The organism is Pectobacterium brasiliense (assembly GCF_013449685.1).
GTDB classification, from domain to species: domain Bacteria; phylum Pseudomonadota; class Gammaproteobacteria; order Enterobacterales; family Enterobacteriaceae; genus Pectobacterium; species Pectobacterium brasiliense_A.
The window spans coordinates 193,513-208,114 of record NZ_JACDSF010000001.1 but is presented as its reverse complement, the minus strand read 5'-3'; the positions used below and the strand labels follow the sequence as shown (position 1 = coordinate 208,114).

At 49.9% G+C, this 14,602-nt stretch carries 14 protein-coding genes; 10 read left to right on the top strand and 4 right to left on the bottom strand.

What is annotated here, in order from left to right:
• Window positions 1-113: 113 nt before the first annotated feature.
• On the bottom strand, window positions 114-1,016 hold the full coding sequence (locus H0248_RS00985) for a LysR family transcriptional regulator (protein WP_180784331.1): 903 nt from the start codon (window positions 1,014-1,016) through the stop codon (window positions 114-116).
• Window positions 1,017-1,152: 136 nt separating this feature from the next.
• On the opposite strand from H0248_RS00985, the gene H0248_RS00980 reads away from it, so the two are divergent.
• The 6 genes from H0248_RS00980 (at window position 1,153) to H0248_RS00955 (ending at window position 8,105) form a co-directional block, all read left to right on the top strand.
• On the top strand, window positions 1,153-1,899 hold the full coding sequence (locus H0248_RS00980; RefSeq protein ID WP_104209368.1) for an SDR family oxidoreductase: 747 nt from the start codon (window positions 1,153-1,155) through the stop codon (window positions 1,897-1,899).
• A gap of 79 nt (window positions 1,900-1,978) precedes the next feature.
• Window positions 1,979-2,653, top strand: a complete 675-nt coding sequence (locus H0248_RS00975) for a glutathione S-transferase family protein (RefSeq protein WP_180784330.1) — start codon at window positions 1,979-1,981, stop codon at window positions 2,651-2,653.
• 347 nt (window positions 2,654-3,000) lie between these two features.
• Window positions 3,001-3,288 carry a VF530 family protein gene (locus H0248_RS00970; protein ID WP_180784329.1) on the top strand — a complete coding sequence of 96 codons (288 nt, stop codon included), beginning with the start codon at window positions 3,001-3,003 and terminating at the stop codon, window positions 3,286-3,288.
• 5 nt (window positions 3,289-3,293) lie between these two features.
• Window positions 3,294-4,586, top strand: a complete 1,293-nt coding sequence (locus H0248_RS00965) for a glycoside hydrolase family 10 protein (protein ID WP_180784328.1) — start codon at window positions 3,294-3,296, stop codon at window positions 4,584-4,586.
• Window positions 4,587-5,198: 612 nt separating this feature from the next.
• Entirely contained in the window at window positions 5,199-6,584 is a 1,386-nt protein-coding gene (locus tag H0248_RS00960) for a diaminobutyrate--2-oxoglutarate transaminase (protein WP_180784327.1), read from the top strand.
• Window positions 6,585-6,593: 9 nt separating this feature from the next.
• Window positions 6,594-8,105 carry a pyridoxal phosphate-dependent decarboxylase family protein gene (locus H0248_RS00955; RefSeq protein ID WP_180784326.1) on the top strand — a complete coding sequence of 504 codons (1,512 nt, stop codon included), beginning with the start codon at window positions 6,594-6,596 and terminating at the stop codon, window positions 8,103-8,105.
• Window positions 8,106-8,207: 102 nt separating this feature from the next.
• Here H0248_RS00955 and pptA read toward each other — a convergent pair whose 3' ends face one another.
• On the bottom strand, window positions 8,208-8,438 hold the full coding sequence (pptA, locus tag H0248_RS00950; protein ID WP_180784325.1) for a tautomerase PptA: 231 nt from the start codon (window positions 8,436-8,438) through the stop codon (window positions 8,208-8,210).
• Window positions 8,439-8,684: 246 nt separating this feature from the next.
• Here pptA and H0248_RS00945 point away from each other — a divergent pair, with 246 nt between their 5' ends.
• From H0248_RS00945 to H0248_RS00930, 4 genes are all read left to right on the top strand, one after another.
• Window positions 8,685-9,461 (top strand): MBL fold metallo-hydrolase, encoded by a 777-nt coding sequence (locus H0248_RS00945; protein WP_180784324.1) that lies wholly within the window; start codon window positions 8,685-8,687, stop codon window positions 9,459-9,461.
• Window positions 9,462-9,506: 45 nt separating this feature from the next.
• Window positions 9,507-10,469, top strand: a complete 963-nt coding sequence (locus H0248_RS00940) for a GlxA family transcriptional regulator (RefSeq protein ID WP_180784323.1) — start codon at window positions 9,507-9,509, stop codon at window positions 10,467-10,469.
• A 339-nt stretch (window positions 10,470-10,808) separates the two neighbouring features.
• Window positions 10,809-11,558 (top strand): bifunctional NADP-dependent 3-hydroxy acid dehydrogenase/3-hydroxypropionate dehydrogenase YdfG, encoded by a 750-nt coding sequence (gene ydfG / locus H0248_RS00935; protein WP_014915384.1) that lies wholly within the window; start codon window positions 10,809-10,811, stop codon window positions 11,556-11,558.
• A gap of 287 nt (window positions 11,559-11,845) precedes the next feature.
• Complete coding sequence (locus H0248_RS00930) at window positions 11,846-12,196, top strand: DUF1283 family protein (protein ID WP_180784322.1); 351 nt, start codon at window positions 11,846-11,848, stop codon at window positions 12,194-12,196.
• A 47-nt stretch (window positions 12,197-12,243) separates the two neighbouring features.
• Here the strand turns inward: H0248_RS00930 and H0248_RS00925 are convergent, their stop codons facing one another.
• Both H0248_RS00925 and bioD read right to left on the bottom strand, forming a co-directional pair.
• Window positions 12,244-13,731, bottom strand: coding sequence for an MDR family MFS transporter (locus tag H0248_RS00925; RefSeq protein ID WP_180784321.1), 1,488 nt, complete (start codon window positions 13,729-13,731; stop codon window positions 12,244-12,246).
• Between the two features lie 102 nt (window positions 13,732-13,833).
• Entirely contained in the window at window positions 13,834-14,499 is a 666-nt protein-coding gene (bioD, locus tag H0248_RS00920; RefSeq protein WP_180784320.1) for a dethiobiotin synthase, read from the bottom strand.
• Window positions 14,500-14,602: the final 103 nt, after the last annotated feature.

Sequence of the window (14,602 nt, the reverse complement as noted above, 5' to 3'; positions counted from 1 at the left end):
CTTATCTACTGGTTCGCATAATGTATATTATGTTAAATAGTCTTTAGCGGTTAACAACTTCATATCTCACGAGCCCTTTCTAACAAATCAATATATATGACCAGTGAGATGGTTCATTTCATTGAGTTGTAAACTTTGAAGGCGGGATTTTTTTCAAAAATCTCAGCAACAAAATCCATGAATACAATCGCTCGTTTTGGTAAAAGTCGATTAGCAACATAAACGGCTTGAATGGGAACGGGCGGTGCAGTGTAATCAGTCAGTAATAATTGTAAGTTGCCATTTGCCAGTCCCTCCTCGAACAGCCATTCTGGACCCTGTGCGATCCCAACCCCAGCATTGACAAATTTCTGTACGGCTTCGGGTGAATTGACCCTGAGCCGGCCTGAAATAGGGACATTGATATCCTGAAATCTCCAGGTAGCTCCTGTTGTTAGCAAGGTATAGATCAAACAATCATGTTTTTTTAAATCCTCTGGGGTAGTAGGAGTTCCGTGTTTAGCTAAATACTTGTTACTGGCAACACAGACTCGCTCATACATGCCAAGTCTGCGGGCGCGCATAGCACTGTCCTCCAGATGTCCAATGCGGATTGCGAGCTCAGCCCCTTCATCAACGAGATTGATATAGCGGTCATTAATCTGTAGCTCGAGTGTTAGCTCAGGGTAGCGTTCTAAAAAATCTGGGATGTGTGGGACTAAGAATGTGTGAGCCAATGCTGTGGGGCAAGCAACGCGTAATAGACCTGTAGGTGTAACATTTTCTCTGAAAGAAGACTCTGATTCTTCGACGGCTTCCAGAATACGCCTTGCTTCCAAATAATAACGTTCTCCTTCAGGAGTCAGGGAAAGCTTGCGGGTTGAACGGTGAAGTAATCTGGTCTGCAGATGTTCTTCGAGGGTTGCAACATGACGACTCACGTTCGGTTGCCCTAAGCCTAAATCCCTACCCGCTGCGGAAAAGCTGCCTGTTTCAGCGGTACGGACAAAGCATGTCATCAACAGTAATCTATCCATCTCAAACCCATTTATGCTTTTAATGCATGGAACATATTTAAAAATACAATCTTATCACCATGTGCGCATGAAATTATAGTGGCTATCAAATCGGTCATTCGCCGATTAGTTGTTAAAACTAACAGGAGATTTTCACATGTCTAGATTACAAGGTAAACGCGCACTGATTACGGGTGGAACAAGTGGTATTGGTCTTGAAACAGCGAAGCTGTTTGTGGCAGAAGGTGCACGCGTAATTGTTACTGGTGTTAACCCTGATTCTATCGCAAAGGCGAAAGTAGAACTGGGTAATGATGTGTTAGTCGTGAGTGCTGATTCCGCTGATGTGAACGCACAGAAAGCTCTAGCTCAAACGGTTAAGGAACACTTTGGTGAACTGGATATCGCTTTCCTGAATGCGGGTATATCAATGTATATGCCAATCGAGGCATGGACAGAAGAGATGTTCGACCGCATATATGATATCAACGTTAAAGGTCCTTACTTCCTAATGCAGGCGCTGCTGCCAGTGTTCGCAAGCTCTGCATCAGTGGTCTTTAATACATCAATAAATGCTCACACAGGACCAGTGAACTCTTCTGTCTATGGCTCAACCAAAGCAGCATTGCTGAACATGTCGAAAACACTTTCCAACGAGTTACTTGCTCGTGGGATCCGAATCAACGCAGTGAGCCCTGGCCCAGTTGATACACCGCTTTACGATAAGGCGGGGATCCCAGTGGAATATCATGATCACGTGATGAAAGAGATTGTTGCAACCATCCCTGCGGGTCGTTTTGGTAAGCCTCAGGAAGTGGCACAAGCGGTACTTTATTTCGCATCTGATGCATCTGCCTGGACCGTGGGTTCAGAAATTATCATCGACGGCGGCGTTTCAATCTAAGCCACCAAAATAAGATTTACAATTCATCAAGCCCGCCACTTTTTATAGCGACGGGCTATTATTTTATCTGGAGTTTGAGATGTCCATCCATAACCTAACACTTATTAGCCACCCACTATGTCCCTTTGTGCAGCGTTCAGCGATTGTTCTTCTCGAAAAAAATGTGCCATTTGAACGCGTAAATGTAGACCTATCGGCGAAGCCTGATTGGTTTCTTGCTCTGTCACCAACGGGCAAGGTGCCGTTACTTAAAGTGCGTCAGGCAAATGGTGTAGATGCCATTATTTTTGAGAGCATGGTGATCTGTGAGTACCTTAATGAAACGCAAAACGGTGATTCGATGTATGCTGACGATGCATTAGTCAGAGCCAAACAGCGCGCATGGATCGAGTTTTCTACATCAATGCTTGGCAATGCATGGCAATTTTTAAATGCGACTGATCAGGCCATTGCAGACAGCAAACGCGCGCTGTTCCGTGAGCAGCTTGAACGTATTGAATCTGAATTGAGCTTAGGGCCTTATTTCTCTGGTGCTGAATTCAGTATGGTTGATGCGGTCTACGCGCCTATTTTCCGTTACTTCTCCATCATCGATACATCAGTATCTGAGGCGATTTTTGAGGGACTTCCGCGTACTTGCGCATGGAAAGCTGCACTGGCGAAAAGGGAAAGCGTAAAATCCGCAGTATCATCAGATTATGCAGAACTTTTCCAACATCATCTTCGTCAGCATTCTGCAATTCTCGCTGCCTGAAGATATTAACAAGGAAACCGTGACCTGCTCCCTGTTGATTAAAACACGGCAATGTGAGGCCTGCCGTAAAGCCCGGAAGCTCATCAAGTCGCTGCAACAGGGAGGCATTGTTCGGATAACGGTTCGAAATCGTCTGCTGACAGTGCGTGCACTAGTTTGATAGGACAGGACGGCCAACGCCTCCTTCTCGCTCTTTTTGATGTTTCTCACATCGGTCTGGTTTTGGCTTAATCGACGGAATCCCGTTTATTTGCACCAACATTGCCGCTCGCCCTGCTTTCTTGTAACCTTCTCCCTTGCTACAAGCCTAATCCTGAAAACAAAAACCTGAAACTACTGGACGTTACATGACAGCTCATAATTCTAAAGATCCTTTGCATGGCGTCACGCTTGAAATGCAAGTCAATGCGCTGGTTGCCCGTTTTGGCTGGGCTGAGTTGGGTAAACGGATCAACATCAATTGCTTTAAAAGCGATCCCAGCGTTAAATCCAGTTTAAAGTTTCTGCGTCGGACACCCTGGGCGCGTGCGGAAGTTGAAGCACTGTACCTTGATTCTCTGGACGGTTCCGCTCCCGTAAAACCAGATGATAGCGCTGTTGATCCTTGGGCTAATAGTCGCAGAAATAAGAGCTAACCAACGTGAAAAAGCCAGTCGTATTGATTGCCGCTGCGCTTCTACTTGTCAGTTGCGCGTCTAAACCACCGAGTTCGCTTGTCACCCCCCTTCCCCCGGTTCAACAGCCGCTTCCAGCGAAGTTACAGCAGAATAAGGAACCGATGCGCGGTGTCTGGCTGGCGACCGTTTCCCGTCTCGACTGGCCGCCGGTGGCATCCGTCAATGCCAGCAGCCCTGCTATACGTATCACTCAACAGCAGGAAGCGCTGAAAGGTAAACTGGATAAATTGAAAAGCCTCGGTATCAATACCGTATTTTTTCAGGTTAAGCCTGATGGTACCGCGCTCTGGCCTTCTAAAATATTGCCATGGTCAGATATGTTAACGGGCAAGATTGGTGAGGATCCGAGCTATGATCCGCTACAGTTCATGTTGGATGAAGCGCACAAACGCGGTATGAAAGTCCATGCCTGGTTTAATCCCTATCGCGTCTCCGTTAACACTAAGCCGTCAACCGTGACGGAGCTAAATCGCACCTTGTCGCAAAATCCGGCCAGCGTATTTGTGTTGCATCGTGACTGGATCCGCACGGCAGGCGATCGCTTTGTGCTCGACCCGGGTATTCCGGAAGCACGAAGCTGGATCACCAGTATCGTGGCCGAAGTTGTGGCGCGTTACCCTATTGATGGTGTGCAGTTCGATGATTACTTCTATGCCGAATCATCCGGCTCGATGCTTAACGATAGTGAAACCTTTAAAAAACAGGGTCAGGGATTTGGCTCAAAGGCAGACTGGCGGCGGCACAATACGCAACTGTTGATTGAGCAGGTGTCGCGCACGATCAAGCAGTTGAAACCCGAGGTTGAATTTGGCGTCAGCCCAGCCGGTGTATGGCGCAACCGGTCACATGATGCGGCAGGTTCCGATACGCGAGGCGCGGCCGCCTACGATGAAGCTTATGCCGATACCCGCCTGTGGGTGCAACAAGGGCTACTGGATTACATTGCCCCACAGATCTACTGGCCTTTTGCACGTGACGCGGCGCGTTATGATGTCTTGGTAAAATGGTGGGCGGATGTGGTGAAGCCCACAAACACACGCCTTTATATTGGCGTTGCGCTGTATAAAGTGGGTGAACCTTCAAAGAATGAGCCTGACTGGACGATAAATGGCGGCGTGCCGGAGTTGAAAAAGCAGCTCGATTTGAACGAGTCTATGCCGCAAATCAACGGGACGATTCTGTTTAGAGAGAACTATCTCAATCAACCACAGACCCAGGAAGCGGTTAATTACCTCAGAAGCCGTTGGGGCAGTTAGCTGCTATACGAAAATAAGCCCGCATAAAGCCTGATAACAGACTTAGCGGGCTTTTTTTTAATACTTAAATTTCAAAAACCTTACCGCCTACTGGCACGCCTTGCCCACTCTTGTAATCTGATCGTTAATGTCGATAAATGCCACAGGAATCGTTCAACCCGTTGTGCATGCTCGATAATAAAATGCGATATGGGCAGTCACCAGCGATGGAACGGCATATGACTTTTTACCTGTGCCGCGAAATTATCATGCAATATCATGATAAATAGGTATTTTTCTTGATATTCATGCATGAGAAATGATCTTGGCATAAGGTATTTGACGAGAAGTTTGCTGTGTGATTATCCATCTTCCTGTTCGTTTTTCTCCCAGTGGCAGGAGGATTTTTTTGCTTATTTAATAAGCATGTAAAGTAGCTATGACATCATGATTCGTGGAAATTCAATCAACTAGTTGATTTTTATGTGAAAAAATAAAAGTTTCGAAACGAAATAAATCATTGAGTCGGTGACTGAAAAAACCTATATTGGCCGCGTTTTTCTTATAGTCGTTATGTGTTTAATTCATTTATTCAACTGTGGTTGCCTGCGAGCCCACGGTTGTAGGAGAGATATGATGACGGATAAAGTCCGTATTGACAGTTTAGGTGCGAATTCATTAAACGGAAACAATGAAACCTATTTGGCAAGACAAGCTGAATTTGAATCGAACGTGAGGAGTTATCCACGCAAATTGCCTCTGGCAATTGCGAAAGCCGAAGGCGTGTGGATCACCGATGTTGAGAATAATCAATATCTTGATTGTCTGGCCGGAGCGGGAACGCTGGCGCTTGGACATAACCATCCTGACGTGCTGCAAAGCATCCAACGTGTCATTACTAGCGGCTTGCCGTTACATACCCTTGATCTGACAACGCCGTTGAAAGATCAGTTCTCCGAGTATCTGCTTTCCTTACTGCCTGGCCAAGGCAAAGAGTACTGCCTCCAGTTTACGGGCCCTTCTGGTGCCGATGCTGTTGAAGCTGCGCTGAAACTGGCAAAAAAATACACCGGTCGTGCTGGTGTGATCAGCTTCTCCGGTGGCTACCACGGCATGACGCATGGCGCGCTGTCGGTAACGGGTAACCTGTCGCCGAAAGAAGCGGTCGACGGCATGATGCCTGAAGTCCAGTTTATGCCTTATCCGCACCAGTACCGCTGCCCGCTGGGTATTGGCGGTGAAGCTGGCATTAAAGCATTGACCTACTACTTTGAAAACCTGATCAACGACGTTGAGAGTGGCGTACGCAAACCTGCGGCGGTCATTCTGGAAGCCGTTCAGGGCGAAGGCGGCGTTAACCCGGCACCTGTCGAGTGGTTGCAACGCATCCGTAAAGTCACGCAGGAACACGGCATTCTGTTGATCATCGACGAAGTTCAGGCTGGTTTTGCTCGTACGGGTAAATTCTTTGCCTTTGAACACGCTGGCATTGAGCCAGATATCATCGTGATGTCTAAAGCAGTAGGTGGCGGCTTGCCATTAGCTGTACTGGGTATCAAGAAGCAGTTCGATGCCTGGTCACCGGGCCACCATACCGGTACCTTCCGTGGTAACCAACTGGCGATGGCAACCGGCCTGACGACGTTGAAGCACCTCAAAGACAATCAGGTTGCAAACAAAGTCGCTGAGCAAGGTGAATGGCTGAAAGCCAAACTGGCTGAACTGCAAAAACGTTATCCGGTGATCGGCCACATTCGCGGTCTGGGATTAATGATCGGGATTGAGATTGTTAAGCCTGACGAAGCGCAGGATCACATGGGTTGCTACCCGGCTGACGGCGAACTGTCTGCCCTGTTGCAGAAAAAATGCTTTGAAACGGGTCTGATTCTGGAGCGCGGTGGCCGTCATGGTTGCGTGCTGCGTCTGCTGCCTTCCCTGCTGATCAGCAATGCTGAATTGGAAATCTTCCTGGATAAATTTGAAAACGCCCTGCTGTCTGCTGGCGTGAAGCCAGTCTGAGTGGAGCGAATGACCACGATGTCCCAATTAGTGGAAGCAGAAACAGTGGAAACAAAAATCAACCCGATTCTGGCCTCTTCTGCACAGAGTATCGAAGCCTATCAGGAAGCGATTACGCAGAGTAGCCAAGCCGTCATACAGTGGCTGCAACAGCCTGAAATGTATCAGGGCAAAACCGTTGCTGAACTGCGTGAACGCATCACGCTGGATTTTAATCCGCAGGGCCTGGGTAACCAGGCCGCTATCGAGCGTGCGATTGAGTACTTTTTGAAAGACAGCCTGTCGGTGCATCACCCACAGTGCGTCGCTCACCTGCACTGCCCGAGTTTGGTGGTCAGTCAGGCGGCGGAAGTCTTGATTAACGCCACGAACCAGAGCATGGACTCTTGGGATCAAAGCCCGTCTGCGACCATCATTGAGATGAAGCTGATTGAGTGGCTGCGTACTCAGGTTGGCTATCAGTCTGGCGATGCGGGTGTGTTCACCAGTGGTGGCACCCAGAGTAATCTGATGGGACTGATGCTGGCGCGTGATGCCTTTTTTGCCCGTCAGGGACATTCGATCCAGCAGGATGGATTGGTTGGTAACCTGAAGAAAATTAAAGTGTTCTGTTCCGAAAATGCCCATTTCTCGGTGCAAAAGAACATGGCTTTACTGGGTCTGGGTTATCAATGCGTTACGCTGGTGAAAACCGATCGCTTCGCGCGGATGGATCTGAACGATTTAGCGGAGAAAGTGGCGCAGGCCAAGGCCAACGGCGAACAGATTCTGGCGATTGTCGCGACGGCCGGTACCACTGACGCGGGTGCGATCGATCCTTTACGGGCGATTGCAACACTGGCGGCAGAGCATCAGATTTGGGTACACGTTGATGCAGCCTGGGGCGGCGCACTGCTGCTGTCCGAGAAGTATCGCGATTATCTGGACGGCATTGAATTGGTGGATTCCATTACGTTGGATTTCCACAAACAATTCTTCCAGACCATCAGCTGCGGCGCTTTCTTGTTGAAAGAAGCGCGTCACTATGAGTTGATGCGCTATCAGGCGGCTTACCTGAATTCTGAGTTCGATGAAGCACAGGGCGTCCCTAATCTGGTGTCGAAATCATTGCAGACGACGCGTCGTTTTGATGCGCTGAAACTGTGGATGGGTCTGGAAGCACTGGGCCAACAGCAGTATGCGGCGATCATCGATCACGGCGTTACGCTGGCGCAACAGGTTGCACAGTATGTGGATGAACATGCTTCGCTGGAATTGGTGATGCAGCCACAGTTGGCTAGCGTTCTGTTCCGTTTCCGCCCTCAACAGCTAGTGGCAGCGGATGACGCGACTATCGCACTGCTTAACCAACGTATTGGCGATGCATTGCTGGAATCAGGTCGTGCCAACGTAGGTGTCACCGAATTTAACGGTGTTACCTGCCTGAAACTGACGTTGCTGAACCCAACGGTCAGCCTGGACGATGTCAAAGTTCTGCTGGATCTGGTTGAAAGCACGGCACAGCCTCTGCTGACCGCGTAATTCCCCTGCTTTACCGTACCGCATGGTGAAAAGCCGATAACACTTAACAGGTTATCGGCTTTTTTATTACTGAGTTTTCTGACCGTATGGATGCGCGGCAAATTAATACGAATATCCCGGTTTTTTCGGCAACGTATCCAACTGCGGTTTGATAAACAGGTCGTAAACGTCATCTTTCCAGCGCTCCGGCTGGATTTCGTTCAACGCGACAGAAAGCGATTCGTCGGAAGAACCGAAGTGCTTCTTCAGGACCGCAGCAAGATCTTCCGCGACGGCTTTCTTCTCTTCTTCAGATAGATTTCTTGGGAAGTGTTTGACATCAATATGGGGCATGAGATGGTCCTTTTCAGTGATGAAACAGTACATTGGTTAATATAGCGAGTCAGTTAAGATAGCTAGTGTGCATAAAGACGGCAATAGGGTAGTTCGTCCGATGATAAACAATCTGCTTGAGAAAAATTGGCCTAAACTCATCGAAGTGTGTCATTCAGGCCACTGTTAGCGATCTGCCAGATTCTTATACTGTTCCTGTTTGGCGTGTAACAGCGCTGCCAGTTAACCGGAGATAGGAGCAATAAGATGAAAATAACGCAGATTCGCAATGCGACATTACGACTGGAATTTGGTGGTAAAACGTTTCTGATTGACCCGATGCTGGCACCAAAGGCGACCTATCCCGGCTTCCCGGGAACGGCAAATGCGCATCTGCGTAATCCACTGGTCGATCTTCCTATGCCTATGGCGTCAATTCTGGATGTTGATGCCGTGCTTGTGACGCATACGCACCTCGACCATTGGGATGATGCAGCCATCGACGCTATCCCGAAAACGATGCCGATCTTCAGCCAAAATGCGCAGGATGCTGACATCATTCGGCAGGCGGGGTTTACCTCCGTACGTGTATTGGGTGAGCAGACGGAATACGACGGCATAACGCTGATCAAAACATCCGGCCAACATGGTTCTGATGAAACCTATGCTAATCCACAGATGGCGGAACGACTGGGTGATGTCTGCGGGATTGTCTTTCGACATGCCTATGAAAAATCGTTTTATCTGGCGGGCGATACTGTCTGGAATCAGCATGTTATAGCTGCACTGACTCATCACACGCCCGATGTGGTGGCGCTGAATATTGGCAATGCGGTTATTCCCAGCTTCGGTTCTATTATCATGGGAAAAGAAGATGTACGACGTGTGCATCAGCTTGTACCCAATGCGGCGATAGTCGCAACGCATATGGAAGCGGTGAACCATTGCCTTCTGAGTCGTGCTGAACTGCGTGACTATTTGCACGAAGAAAAACTTCAGTCCGTCGCGCACGTACCGAACGATGGCGAAAGCGTACAATTCTGAACTGGGTAATAACCAGAACCTATTGATGATTTAATGAGGGCTATTATGGCTGTGCTAACCGTTGCGGTGGTTGTCTCCGAGAATTTTAGCCCGTTTCATTTATCCATACCGAGCATGGTTTTCAGCGACATGCTCTATGAAGAAAAACAATTTGAGCTCTTTTTCTGTGCAGAAAAACCAGGCATGGTGGCATCAGAACACGGATTTTCTATCAACGTTGAACACGGATTTTCCGCGTTGGAAAAAGCCGACCTTATCGTAGTCCCGCACTGGAGCCATCCAGAAACGCGCCCTTCTGCACCGCTTCTGGATGCGTTACGCATTGCCGAAGCCCGCAAAGCACAGATCGCAGGATTATGTTTGGGGACTTATGTTCTGGCTTATGCCGGGTTGCTAGATGGCCGCCGCGCCTCGACACATTGGGCGTTTGAGCAGGATTTTATCGCCCGCTTTCTTCATGTGCAGTTGGATACCAACGCGCTCTATGTCGAAGACGAACATCTGATTACGTCTGCGGGCACGGTAGCGGCAATAGACTGCTGCCTTTATCTGGTTCGTCAACATTGCGGCAGCGCTATCGCTAACCGCGCTGCCCGCCGTCTGGTGATCCCGCCTTATCGTGAAGGTGGGCAGGCACAGTTTATCGAACATCCTGTGCCGGAAAATACGCGGGATAGTAAAATCAATCAGATGCTGGACTATCTGCGCAGCCATCTCTGTTCCCCCCACACGTTGGATGCATTGGCAAGCCATGTGCAAATGAGTCGCAGGACATTTACCCGACATTTCTTCCGAGCCACAGGCATGACGGTTAGCGATTGGTTAACGGCGGAACGGCTCCATCATAGCCAGGCATTGCTGGAATCGACTTCTCACTCCATCGAAGCGATTGCGGATAGCGTGGGTTTTCAGTCAGTAGTAACCTTTCGACAGCAATTCAAGCAGCGTTTTAGCGTTAGCCCGACCGACTGGCGTAAAACGTTTCAGGATAAAAGCAGCGTCCGCTGATGCTCATCAGCCTGCCGAAAAATAGCCGGATCATTACTCTCTGTCTATCCACGATAAAACATGGAGAATCCATATAAACACATAATACGAAGCTGATTATGTTCAGCGATCTCGACGGATCGTTACTCGATCATGAGACTTACTGATGGGATGCCGCACAACCGTGGACAACATTCTCCTCTCGTTCTGAGGGGCAATGATTCCTGAACCGTATCGTTGAAACCGGAGTAACGCTTGACCCACGGGGAATTGCGCGGCTAAATGATCGCATGCCTTTCATTATTTATATTGATATCAGGCACAAGTAAAATATGAAAACAGTCAGGGAGAAATAAGAGCATGATTATTTTTGTTACCGGCGCAACGGCTGGGTTTGGTGAGTCAATTACGCGTAAATTCATTAGTGCAGGCCATAAAGTGATCGCGACCGGCCGCCGTCAGGAACGCCTTGATGCGCTAAAGGCGGAACTGGGTGATGCACTGTATCCGTTAAAATTAGATGTACGCGACCGTCAGGCGATTGAACAAGCCGTTGCTGCCCTGCCAGCCGAATGGCGGACAATTGATGTGCTGGTGAACAACGCCGGACTGGCGCTGGGTCTGGAGCCTGCTCATAAAGCCTCGGTAGACGATTGGGAAAACATGATCGATACCAACAACAAAGGGCTGGTATTCATGACGCGCGCGCTGCTGCCCGCCATGGTGGAACGTAATATCGGTCACGTCATCAATATCGGTTCTACCGCGGGAAACTGGCCATATGCCGGTGGTAACGTCTACGGTGCCAGCAAAGCGTTCGTACAGCAGTTTAGCCTGGGATTACGTGCCGATCTGTCTGGTACCCGCATCCGCGTAACGAATATCGAACCGGGTTTGGTCGGTGGAACTGAGTTCTCGGCCGTGCGTTTTAAAGGTAACGATGACAAAGTCAGTAAAACCTATGACAACACGACGCCGCTGACCGCCGAAGATGTATCCGAAGCCGTTTTCTGGGTAGCCACCCTGCCAGCACACGTCAATATCAATACGCTGGAAATGATGCCGGTCAGCCAGTCTTTTGCTGGGTTAAGCGTACACCGCGAAGGCTAATTATTACTGAAACACAAGAATTAAGGGCATGAACAGGGTTTCATGCCCTTTTCTATCGCGTTACACACCGGAGTTTGCCAGATACTGCGTGGTTCCAAATACTGGTGGTTATAGTGCCGTTGAAGCGAAGGATGTATACTTCTCGCTATAGGTAACCTTCCTCTTTGCACAACGCGCGGAGGTTACAGGGAACGGCGGTCGTCTTTTATTGTCTATCGCTTGCCGTGCGCTTTATCGTTCTGCGGCACCGGCGTTTGTTTTTATCATTCGTTCTGTCAAGGTGAAACATGAACCACTACTTTTTTTCTTCTCTGATTCGGGCTCTCATCCCGCTTTCTTTGGTTATCGTTTCTGCTGCCTGGCAGCCTGCCGCACTGGCAGATACGCGCCACATCATTGTTGATTCCGGCGACAGCACGTTATCGAAAGAAGCCGCGCGTCAAAGCAAAGATCAATGGGATTCAACCCGTTCGCTACGTAATAAAGTGAATAACCGCGTTGAGAAAGAATTCGATAAAACGGAAAAAGCGATTGATGGGCGTGAAAAATGCAACGCCAGCTATAACGTCAATGCTTACTGGGAAAGCACGACAGAACGCTGTCTCGACCGCCGCAGTGGCCGCCCCGTTACCCCCTGATTTTTCACCCACGCCTTCTGGCGTGGGTTTCCCCTTTTCTCTTTCCGTTATTTTTGTCGGGTTTCAGCCTGCCCTGGTCGCTGGCTCGCGGGGATCATTCTGGCGGAAAGCAGCGTGATAGCCGCGATGAGTGCAGAAACGATAAATACACCGTGGATAGACGAGGCGACTTGCGATGCCAGCGTATCGAGCTGGTTTACGCTCAGCAGGATGCGCTTAGCGGGATCCATCAGCGTCTGGAGTGGATCGCTCACTTCCGGCAACCGCCAGTGCAGACTGATGTTCAGCGTCGCGCCAAGGATTGCCGTTCCCAGTGCGGAACCCAGCATGCGGGTAAACATGGCAGAGGCCGTTGCAATGCCGCGGATGGAGTAGTCCACCGAGTTTTGTATCGATACCAGAAACGTGGTGCTACTTAGCCCCATTCCTGAACCGATCAAAAATGCCGCGAGCCGCGCCCACATCAGGTTGCTGTCCGGTTGAACCGTTAACAATGTCAGACTGCCGATAATCAGCACAATACCGCCGAGCATTGCCGTAAACCGGTAAGACGTCCACAGCATTAAGCGCCCGCTCAGCGTGCTGGCCAACGGCCAGCCAATCGACATCATCGCCAGTATACTGCCGGCTTCCAGCGGCGTTTTACCCATAACGCCCTGGATAAACGTTGGCAAAAAGGCACTCACGCCCATCATGGCGGCCCCGACGACCAACCCACCGAGATTACCGGCGATAATGACCCGATTGCGCCACAGCGCCAGTGGAAACAGCGGCTCCGGCGTGCGCTTTTCTTGTCGAATCAGCAGAATGCAGCCCACGGCGGAGATCGCAAGCAGCGGGATCACCCAGTAGCCAAACACCTCAGCCTGTAGCAGCGCCATCAGCAAACTGGCGACGGACACAATCAGATAGAACGCCCCCATCCAGTCCAGTTGATGCTGGCGCACAGTATTCATCGTCGGCAGATAACGCGCCAGCAGGAAGATGGAGAACAGCCCAATCGGCACGTTGACCCAGAAAACCAGCGCCCAGTTGAAGTGTTGCACGATAAACGCACCCAGCAGCGGGCCGATAATCGCGGAAAAGCCCCATACGCTGGACAAATAGCCCTGTATTTTCGGGCGCTCGGTTGAGCTATACACATCTGCAACAATGGTGAAGGCAATCGGCGTAATCGCGCCCGCGCCCAGCCCTTGCAAGGTACGGAAGACGATCAGCCAGCCCATCTGCGTCGAAAATCCGCATAGAATCGACCCCAGCAGGAACACGATCATGCCGAAGAAGAATATCTTTTTGCGGCCATACAGATCGGCCAATCGGCCATAAATTGGAATACTGATCGACTGCGTCAGCAAATAACCCGCAAAGACCCAGCCCAATAGGGAAAACCCGCCTAAGTCGGCGATGATGGTCGGCAGCGCGGTGGCGACAATCGTCACTTCAATCGCGGCCGTGAACATCGCCAACATACAGGCAATTAAAATCCAATGGCGATGTGGGACAGGTGTTTGCTGCGGGTTATTCTCTGTTTTCATTATATTTTCAGGATAAGAAGAAAAACTGCCTGTGAGTATAACAGGTGGCGTGGCGGAGAAAATTTATTCCCGCAGAGAAGCGGGAATAGAAGAGGAAAGAAATTAGTAACTGACGGCAGAAAGATCGATATAAGACGAGAGATCCCGCTGTTCGGCGCGTGGCAAGTAAGGCAGTTCACCCAACTGTGGTGCCGGAATTTTTTTCCGCAGAACGTGAATGATTTCTGCGTAATTCGCCAGTCCGGGGTTAATACGGTTAGCGACCCACCCGACCAGCGGTAAACCATCGTTGATGATCGCCTGTGCAGTCAGCAGCGCATGGCTGATGCAGCCCAGTTTGATGCCAACAACCAGCACGACAGGCAGTTGTTCCTGCACCACCCATTCGGAATACGGACGCAGATCGTTCATGACGGTTCGCCATCCGCCTGTCCCTTCAACCACCACGATATCCGCCGTCTCGCCTATGTGGCGCAGGCCTTGCGTCATCGTGCAGTAATCAATGGTGCTTTCACTGGCACTGATTTCATCTTCCCGCAGTGCGATAGGGTTAACCATGTTATAGGGCAATTCGAGCGTCGAGGCTGCCTGTAGCAACAGTGCGTCTTTATTACGCAGGCCCGCTTCCGTCTCTTCGCACCCTTTTGCTATCGGTTTATAGCCCGCAACCGATTTGCCTGCCAGCGCCAGTTTTTGCAGTAGCGCCTTGGATACCACCGTTTTGCCAACGGCGGTATCAGTACCAGTGACAAAAATACGTTTCAACATGGGATAACTCCAGACCACCTGAATACCAAAAAACAAGCACAGCCAAAATGCTTTCCAAGCGTGGAAGTCTAGGCTATGCCTCATTCGGGCGGTTTGCGTTAGC

Bases quoted from the DNA above. Each gene is read 5' to 3' on its own strand.
- H0248_RS00985 (WP_180784331.1), bottom strand. From the start codon at position 1,016: ATGGATAGATTACTGTTGATGACATGCTTTGTCCGTACCGCTGAAACA.
- H0248_RS00980 (WP_104209368.1), top strand. From the start codon at position 1,153: ATGTCTAGATTACAAGGTAAACGCGCACTGATTACGGGTGGAACAAGT.
- H0248_RS00975 (WP_180784330.1), top strand. From the start codon at position 1,979: ATGTCCATCCATAACCTAACACTTATTAGCCACCCACTATGTCCCTTT.
- H0248_RS00970 (WP_180784329.1), top strand. From the start codon at position 3,001: ATGACAGCTCATAATTCTAAAGATCCTTTGCATGGCGTCACGCTTGAA.
- H0248_RS00960 (WP_180784327.1), top strand. From the start codon at position 5,199: ATGATGACGGATAAAGTCCGTATTGACAGTTTAGGTGCGAATTCATTA.
- H0248_RS00955 (WP_180784326.1), top strand. From the start codon at position 6,594: ATGACCACGATGTCCCAATTAGTGGAAGCAGAAACAGTGGAAACAAAA.
- pptA (WP_180784325.1), bottom strand. From the start codon at position 8,438: ATGCCCCATATTGATGTCAAACACTTCCCAAGAAATCTATCTGAAGAA.
- H0248_RS00945 (WP_180784324.1), top strand. From the start codon at position 8,685: ATGAAAATAACGCAGATTCGCAATGCGACATTACGACTGGAATTTGGT.
- H0248_RS00940 (WP_180784323.1), top strand. From the start codon at position 9,507: ATGGCTGTGCTAACCGTTGCGGTGGTTGTCTCCGAGAATTTTAGCCCG.
- ydfG (WP_014915384.1), top strand. From the start codon at position 10,809: ATGATTATTTTTGTTACCGGCGCAACGGCTGGGTTTGGTGAGTCAATT.
- H0248_RS00930 (WP_180784322.1), top strand. From the start codon at position 11,846: ATGAACCACTACTTTTTTTCTTCTCTGATTCGGGCTCTCATCCCGCTT.
- H0248_RS00925 (WP_180784321.1), bottom strand. From the start codon at position 13,731: ATGAAAACAGAGAATAACCCGCAGCAAACACCTGTCCCACATCGCCAT.
- bioD (WP_180784320.1), bottom strand. From the start codon at position 14,499: ATGTTGAAACGTATTTTTGTCACTGGTACTGATACCGCCGTTGGCAAA.